This window comes from Stenotrophomonas sp. GD03654, assembly GCF_029845105.1.
Taxonomy (GTDB): Bacteria; Pseudomonadota; Gammaproteobacteria; order Xanthomonadales; family Xanthomonadaceae; genus Stenotrophomonas; species Stenotrophomonas africana.
The window spans coordinates 1-8,109 of sequence record NZ_JAOCLC010000117.1 but is presented as its reverse complement, the minus strand read 5'-3'; the positions used below and the strand labels follow the sequence as shown (position 1 = coordinate 8,109).

Annotated in this window: 5 protein-coding genes; all 5 read right to left on the bottom strand. The window is 63.3% G+C overall.

What is annotated here, in order from left to right:
• On the bottom strand, positions 1–397 hold a 397-nt coding region (locus tag N5J73_RS23485), incomplete at its 3' end, for a GTP-binding protein (protein WP_143568723.1).
• A gap of 52 nt (positions 398–449) precedes the next feature.
• A complete protein-coding gene (gene fusA, locus N5J73_RS23480; RefSeq protein WP_049445139.1) occupies positions 450–2,591 on the bottom strand; it encodes an elongation factor G in 2,142 nt (713 codons plus the stop codon).
• Positions 2,592–2,732: 141 nt separating this feature from the next.
• The gene (gene rpsG / locus N5J73_RS23475; RefSeq protein ID WP_004145321.1) at positions 2,733–3,206 is read right to left on the bottom strand and encodes a 30S ribosomal protein S7; all 474 of its coding nucleotides are present in this window, start codon (positions 3,204–3,206) and stop codon (positions 2,733–2,735) included.
• A 12-nt stretch (positions 3,207–3,218) separates the two neighbouring features.
• Positions 3,219–3,593 carry a 30S ribosomal protein S12 gene (rpsL, locus tag N5J73_RS23470; protein ID WP_004145320.1) on the bottom strand — a complete coding sequence of 125 codons (375 nt, stop codon included), beginning with the start codon at positions 3,591–3,593 and terminating at the stop codon, positions 3,219–3,221.
• A gap of 284 nt (positions 3,594–3,877) precedes the next feature.
• Positions 3,878–8,101, bottom strand: a complete 4,224-nt coding sequence (gene rpoC, locus N5J73_RS23465; RefSeq protein ID WP_164078734.1) for a DNA-directed RNA polymerase subunit beta' — start codon at positions 8,099–8,101, stop codon at positions 3,878–3,880.
• Between the last annotated feature and the right edge of the window lie 8 nt (positions 8,102–8,109).

Here is an 8,109-nt window from a genome sequence, read left to right as displayed (position 1 = left end):
CGACGATGTACGGCACGCCGACCTGACGCGACAGCAGGATATGCTCGCGGGTCTGCGGCATCGGGCCGTCAGCGGCCGAGCACACCAGGATCGCGCCGTCCATCTGGGCGGCACCGGTGATCATGTTCTTGACGTAGTCAGCATGGCCCGGGCAATCGACGTGGGCGTAGTGACGGACCGGGGATTCGTATTCGACGTGCGCGGTCGAGATCGTGATACCACGCGCCTTTTCTTCCGGAGCGGCGTCGATCGAGGAGTAATCCTTGAACTCGCCACCGAAACGCTCGGCACCGATCTTGGTCAGTGCGGCGGTCAGCGTGGTCTTGCCGTGATCGACGTGACCGATGGTGCCGACGTTGACGTGCGGCTTGGTGCGCTCGAACTTACCCTTTGCCATTGTTCTATACCTTGATTGTTCGTAAGTGGTTTCAAGAGAGGCTGAGCGAGGCTCAGCCCTTCTTCATGACGGCTTCGGCGATGTTGGTCGGAGCCGGCTCGTAGTGATCGAATTCCATGGTGAAGGTGGCGCGGCCCTGGGTCTGCGAACGCAGCGCAGTGGCGTAGCCGAACATTTCACCCAGCGGGATCATCGCGTTGATGATGCTGGCCGAACCGTCACCGGTGGTGTCGGAACCCTGCAGCACGCCGCGACGACGGCTGACGTCGCCCATCACGTCACCCTGGTAATCCTCCGGGGTCACGATCTCGACCTTCATGATCGGCTCCAGCAGCACCGGCTTGGCCTTGGCGAAGCCCTGCTTGAAGGCCATCGACGAAGCCAGCTTGAACGCCATTTCCGAGGAGTCGACGTCGTGGTACGAACCGAACACCAGCTTCACCTTGACGTCCACGACCGGGAAGCCAGCCAGCGGACCGCTGGTGATGGTTTCGCGCAGGCCCTTTTCAACCGACGGAATGAATTCCTTCGGGATCACGCCGCCGGTGATGTCGTTGATGAACAGGAAGTCGTCCTTGATGGCCGGAGCCAGCTTCGGATCGGCACGGTCGGCAGCGGTGATCGGCGACAGTTCGATCACGACGTGACCGTACTGACCCTTACCACCGGACTGCTTGGCGTGCTTGTAGTCCGACTTGACGTCGGCCAGGGTGATGGTTTCGCGGTAGGCCACCTGCGGCGCGCCGACGTTGGCTTCAACGTTGAACTCGCGCTTCAGGCGGTCGACGATGATGTCCAGGTGCAGCTCGCCCATGCCCGAGATGATGGTCTGGCCGGATTCTTCGTCGGTCTTGACGCGGAACGACGGATCTTCCTGCGCCAGACGGCCCAGGGCCAGACCCATCTTTTCCTGGTCCGACTTGGTCTTCGGCTCGACGGCCATCGAGATCACCGGCTCCGGGAACGTCATGCGCTCCAGGATGATCGGGGCGTCCACGGCGCACAGGGTGTCACCGGTGGTGGTGTCCTTCAGGCCCACGGCAGCGGCGATGTCACCGGCCAGAACTTCCTTGATTTCCTCGCGGTTGTTCGAGTGCATCTGCAGGATGCGGCCGATGCGCTCCTTCTTGCCCTTCACCGAGTTCAGCACGGTGTCGCCACCGTTCAGGGTGCCCGAGTAGACACGGAAGAAGGTCAGCGCGCCGACGAACGGGTCGGTGATGATCTTGAAGGCCAGCGACGAGAACGGAGCCTTGTCGTCCGACTTGCGGGTCATTTCGACGGTGTCGTCGTCAACGTCCACGCCCTTCACGTCCGGCACGTCGACCGGCGACGGCAGCAGCTGGATCACGCCGTCCAGCATGGCCTGCACGCCCTTGTTCTTGAAGGCCGAGCCGCAGTACATCGGCACGATCTCGGTGGCCAGGGTGCGGGTACGCAGCGCGTTGATGATTTCAGCCTCGGCCAGCTCTTCGCCGCCCAGGTACTTTTCCATCAGCTCTTCGCTGGCTTCGGCAGCGGTCTCGACCATGAACTGGCGAGCCTCTTCAGCCGGGCCCTGCAGTTCGGCCGGGATTTCAGCGTATTCGAACTTCATGCCCTGCGAAGCTTCATCCCAATGGATGGCCTTCATCTTCAGCAGGTCGACAACGCCCTTGAAGTTGTCTTCAGCGCCGATCGGCAGCTGCATCGGCACGGCAACCGCGCCCAGCTTGGCCTTCAGCTGGCCGACGACCTTCTGGAAGTTGGCACCGGTGCGGTCCATCTTGTTGACGAACGCGATGCGCGGCACGTGGTACTTGTTGGCCTGGCGCCACACGGTTTCCGACTGCGGCTGCACGCCACCGACGGCGCACAGGACGAAGACGGCACCGTCGAGCACGCGCAGCGAGCGCTCCACTTCGATGGTGAAGTCGACGTGCCCGGGGGTGTCGATGATGTTGAAGCGGTGCTCCGGCAGGGACTTGTCCATGCCCTTCCAGAACGCGGTGGTGGCAGCGGACTGGATCGTGATGCCACGCTCCTGCTCCTGCTCCATCCAGTCCATGGTGGCGGCGCCGTCGTGCACTTCACCGATCTTGTGGCTCTTGCCGGTGTAGAACAGGATGCGCTCGGACGTGGTGGTCTTGCCGGCATCGATGTGAGCCATGATGCCGAAGTTACGGTAACGCTCGATGGGAGTGGAACGGGCCACGGGAGCCTCTCAGATTTCTTGGATTTCGGATGGCCGAACGCCGCCTTTCGGCGGCCTTCGGATTGGCGCAGTCCTTCTGGGACCGCGAGGCAGCACGCACCGAAGTGGTGCTGCCCTGCCTGTTTTACAAGGCCGTCAAACTCACCAGCGGTAGTGGGCGAATGCCTTGTTGGCTTCGGCCATGCGGTGGGTTTCTTCGCGCTTCTTGATGGCGCCGCCACGGTTTTCCGAGGCGTCGATCAGTTCAGCAGCCAGCTTCTTCGGCATGGTGTTCTCACCACGCTTGCGCGCGGAGTCGATCAGCCAGCGCATGGCCAGAGCCATCTTGCGCGACGAACGCACTTCGACCGGCACCTGGTAGGTGGCACCACCGACGCGACGCGACTTGACTTCGACCGCCGGAGCGACGTTGTCCAGAGCCTTCTGCACCAGTTCAATGGCGTTGGCGCTGCTGTTCTTCTCGGTGATCACGTCCATGGCGCCGTACACGATCTTTTCGGCGACGGACTTCTTGCCGCTCTGCATGACCATGTTGATGAAGCGGGCGATGGTTTCGCTTCCGTGCTTCGGATCGGGCAGGACGGAACGCTGCGGAGTATTACCCTTACGCGACATAGTGCTCTCTCCTTATGCCTTCGGACGCTTGGCGCCGTACTTGGAACGGGCCTGGCGACGCTTGGCAACGCCGGCGGCGTCGAGCGAGCCACGAACGGTGTGGTAACGCACACCCGGCAGGTCCTTGACGCGACCGCCGCGGATCAGGACCACGGAGTGCTCCTGCAGGTTGTGGCCTTCACCACCGATGTAGGAAATCACTTCTTCCTGGTTGGTCAGGCGGACCTTGGCAACCTTGCGCAGAGCCGAGTTCGGCTTCTTCGGAGTGGTGGTGTAGACACGGGTGCAGACGCCACGGCGCTGCGGGCACTTGTCGAGCGCCGGCGAGGCACTCTTGTAGGTGGTCGCTTGCCGCGGCTTGCGGACCAGCTGGTTGATCGTCGCCATCAGTAGGTTCTTCTGATTGGTGGCCGGAAAATCCGACCAGAGATGCGGAAATGTTAAAGCAGGCCAAAATTCTGGCCTGCTGAGACAGACGATTGTAGCAACCTGCCAGGAAAGCAGTCAAACGCCTCCTGTCAAGCCCGTTCCTGATCCCGGAACGTTACTGGGGGGCCTCCATGTACCCCGTTCAGGTTGGCCGGGTCGATCGCGGACGATCTCCCCTGCCCTTTCCCAATCCCATCGATGGACCGATGGGGTGGTCCGGCCTTGCGGCCGGACCGGATACCTCATTCTTCGCCCGACGCCTGTTCAGCTTCGGCTTCAACCACCGGTGCCTCGACCGCAGCCGGGCTGCCGGCCAGGGTCTGCATTTCCGACTCGGTGAGACCGGAAGCGCCGCGACGACGGTTGCTGTGGTACGCCAGGCCGGTACCGGCCGGAATCAGGCGACCCACGATGACGTTTTCCTTCAGGCCACGCAGGTTGTCCGAGGTGCCGCGGACGGCCGCTTCGGTCAGCACGCGGGTGGTTTCCTGGAAGGACGCGGCCGAGATGAACGATTCGGTCGCCAGCGAGGCCTTGGTGATACCCAGCAGGACCGGATCGAAGTGCGCCGGCAGCTCGTTGCGGGCTGCAAGGCGGGCATTCTCCTCGATAACGCGCTGGCGCTCCACCTGTTCGCCGTTCAGGAACTTGCTGCTGCCCTGGTCGGTGATCTCGACCTTGCGCAGCATCTGGCGGGTGATCACCTCGATGTGTTTGTCGTTGATCTTCACGCCCTGCAGGCGGTACACGTCCTGGATTTCCTTCACCAGGTAGGCGGCCAGCGGTTCGACACCCAGCAGGCGCAGGATGTCCTGCGGGCTCGGCTCGCCGTCCACGATGGTTTCACCCTTGGTGACATGCTCGCCTTCGAACACGATGACCTGGCGGTACTTCGGGATCAGCTCTTCGTGCTCCGAACCATCGGTGTCCTTGATGATCAGGCGCTGCTTGCCCTTGGTGTCCTTGCCGAAGCTGATGATGCCCGAACGCTCGGCCAGCACCGCCGGATCCTTCGGCTTGCGTGCTTCGAACAGATCGGCCACGCGCGGCAGACCACCGGTGATGTCGCGGGTCTTCGACGCTTCCTGCGGGATCTTGGCGACCACGTCACCCACGCCGACGGCAGCGCCGTCCTGCAGGTTGACGATCGAGCGCGGCGGCAGCAGGTACTGCGCCGGCAGATCGGTGCCCGGGATCGACAGGTCGTTGCCCTTGGCGTCGACGATGCGCACGATCGGGCGCAGGTCCTTGGCCTGGGTACCACGACGCTTCGGGTCGGTGATTTCGCGCGACGCCAGGCCGGTCAGCTCGTCGGTCTTCTCGATGACGGTGATGCCGTCGACGAAGTCGATGAAGCGGATGAAACCGGCCACTTCCGACACGATCGGGTGGTTATGCGGATCCCAGTTGGCCACGGTCTGGCCCGCCTTGATCGCATCACCGTCCTTGGACGTGATGGTCGCACCGTACGGCAGCTTGTAGCGCTCACGCTCACGGCCGTGGGCATCGAGCACCGAGATTTCGCCCGAGCGCGACACTGCCACCAGCGAGCCGTTGGCGTGCTCGACGGACTTGAGGTTGCTGAACTTGACCGAGCCGGTGGTCTTGACGGTGATGTTGTCGACCGCAGCAGCTCGCGACGCCGCACCACCGATGTGGAACGTACGCATGGTCAGCTGGGTGCCCGGCTCACCGATGGACTGGGCGGCGATGACGCCGACCGCTTCACCGATGTTGACCAGGTGACCACGGGCCAGATCGCGGCCGTAGCAGCGACCGCAGACACCGAAGGCCGATTCGCACGAGATCGTCGAACGCACCTTGATGCTCTGCACGCCGGCGTCTTCCAGCTTGGCGACCCAGGCTTCGTCCAGCAGGGTGTTGCGGGTAACGATCGGATCTTCGTCGTTGCCCGGCAGGAACACGTCCTCGGCAACCACGCGACCCAGCACGCGGTCCTTCAGCGGCTCGACCACGTCGCCGCCTTCCACGATCGGGGTCATGATCAGGCCTTCGGTGGTACCGCAATCCACCTCGGTGATCACCACGTCCTGCGCGACGTCGACCAGACGACGGGTCAGGTAACCCGAGTTTGCGGTCTTCAGCGCGGTATCGGCCAGACCCTTACGGGCACCGTGGGTGGAGTTGAAGTACTCCTGCACGTTCAGGCCTTCGCGGAAGTTCGCCTTGATGGGCGTCTCGATGATCGAGCCGTCCGGACGCGCCATCAGGCCACGCATACCGGCCAGCTGACGGATCTGCGCCTGCGAACCACGCGCACCGGAGTCAGCCATGATGTACAGCGAGTTCATCGACTTCTGGTCGATGGTCTCACCCTTGGCGTTGACCACCTTCTCGGTACCGATGGTGTCCATCATCGCCTTGGCGATGCGCTCGTTGGTGCGCGACCAGATGTCGACCACCTTGTTGTAGCGCTCGCCGGCGGTGACCAGACCCGACTGGTACTGCTCCTGGATTTCCAGCACTTCGGCTTCGGCCTCGGTGAGGATGCCCTTCTTCTCGTCCGGGATCAGCATGTCATCGATGCCGATCGAAACGCCGGCGCGGGTCGCGTAGGCGAAGCCGGTGTACATCAGCTTGTCGGCGAACACGACCGTGTCCTTCAGACCCAGCTGGCGGTAGCTGGAGTTGATCAGGCGGCTGATGTTCTTCTTCGTCAGCTCGGTGTTGGCCAGCGCGAACGGCAGGCCTTCCGGCAGGATTTCAGCCAGCAGGGCGCGACCGATCGTGGTATCCACGATCGAGGTCTTCGGCTGCTTGTTGCCGTCTTCGTCGGTCACCACTTCGGTGATGCGGACCTTGACGCGCGCGTGCAGTTCCACCACGCGGTTGTCGTAGGCACGCTTCACTTCGGCGATGTTGGCGAAGGCCATGCCCTCGCCCTTCTTGTTTTCCAGCGAGCGGGTCATGTAGTACAGACCCAGCACGACGTCCTGCGACGGCACGATGATCGGCTCGCCGTTGGCGGGCGACAGGATGTTGTTGGTCGACATCATCAGCGCACGCGCTTCCAGCTGGGCTTCCAGCGAGAGCGGCACGTGGACGGCCATCTGGTCACCGTCGAAGTCGGCGTTGAACGCGGTGCAGACCAGCGGGTGCAGCTGGATGGCCTTGCCTTCGATCAGCACCGGCTCGAACGCCTGGATACCCAGACGGTGCAGGGTCGGCGCACGGTTCAGCATCACCGGATGCTCGCGGATGACCTCCTCCAGGATGTCCCAGACTTCGGCTTCTTCGCGCTCGACCAGCTTCTTGGCGGCCTTGATGGTGGTGGCCAGGCCACGACGCTGCAGCTTGGCGAAGACGAACGGCTTGAACAGCTCGAGCGCCATCTTCTTCGGCAGGCCGCACTGGTGCAGGCGCAGGTACGGACCAACCACGATGACCGAACGGCCCGAGTAGTCGACGCGCTTGCCGAGCAGGTTCTGGCGGAAGCGACCCTGCTTGCCCTTGATCATGTCGGCCAGCGACTTCAGCGGGCGCTTGTTGGTGCCGGTGATGGCACGGCCACGACGGCCGTTGTCCAGCAGCGCATCGACCGATTCCTGCAGCATGCGCTTTTCATTGCGCACGATGATGTCCGGCGCGCTCAGTTCGAGCAGGCGGCGCAGGCGGTTGTTGCGGTTGATGACGCGGCGGTACAGGTCGTTCAGGTCGGAGGTCGCGAAACGGCCGCCGTCCAGCGGAACCAGCGGACGCAGGTCCGGCGGCAGCACCGGCAGCACGGTCATGACCATCCATTCCGGACGGTTGCCCGATTCCAGGAAGGCTTCGATCAGCTTGATGCGCTTGGTGAGGCGCTTGAGCTTGGTTTCCGAACCGGTAGCAGCGATTTCCTCGCGCAGGCGGGTCATTTCCGACTGCAGGTCGATCGTGCGCAGCAGTTCGTACACGGCCTCGGCGCCCATGGCGGCGTCGAAGTCGTCACCGTGCTCCTGGCGGGCCTGCAGGTACTGTTCTTCGGTCAGCAGCTGGCGGCGTTCCAGGGCGGTCAGGCCCGGCTCGGTCACCACGTAGGCTTCGAAGTACAGCACGCGCTCGATGTCGCGCAGGGTCATGTCCAGCATCAGGCCGATGCGCGACGGCAGCGACTTCAGGAACCAGATGTGCGCGACCGGCGAGGCCAGGTCGATGTGGCCCATGCGCTCGCGACGCACCTTGGCCAGGGTCACTTCGGTGCCGCACTTTTCGCAGACCACGCCGCGGTGCTTCATGCGCTTGTACTTGCCGCACAGGCACTCGTAGTCCTTCACCGGGCCGAAGATGGCGGCGCAGAACAGGCCGTCGCGTTCCGGCTTGAAGGTACGGTAGTTGATGGTTTCCGGCTTCTTCACTTCGCCGAAGGACCACGAACGGATCAGGTCCGGCGAGGCCAGCGCGATCTTGATCGCGTCGAAGTCCAGCGTCTGGCGCTGCTGGTTGAAGAGGTTGAGCAGGTCTTTCATGGTGTTCT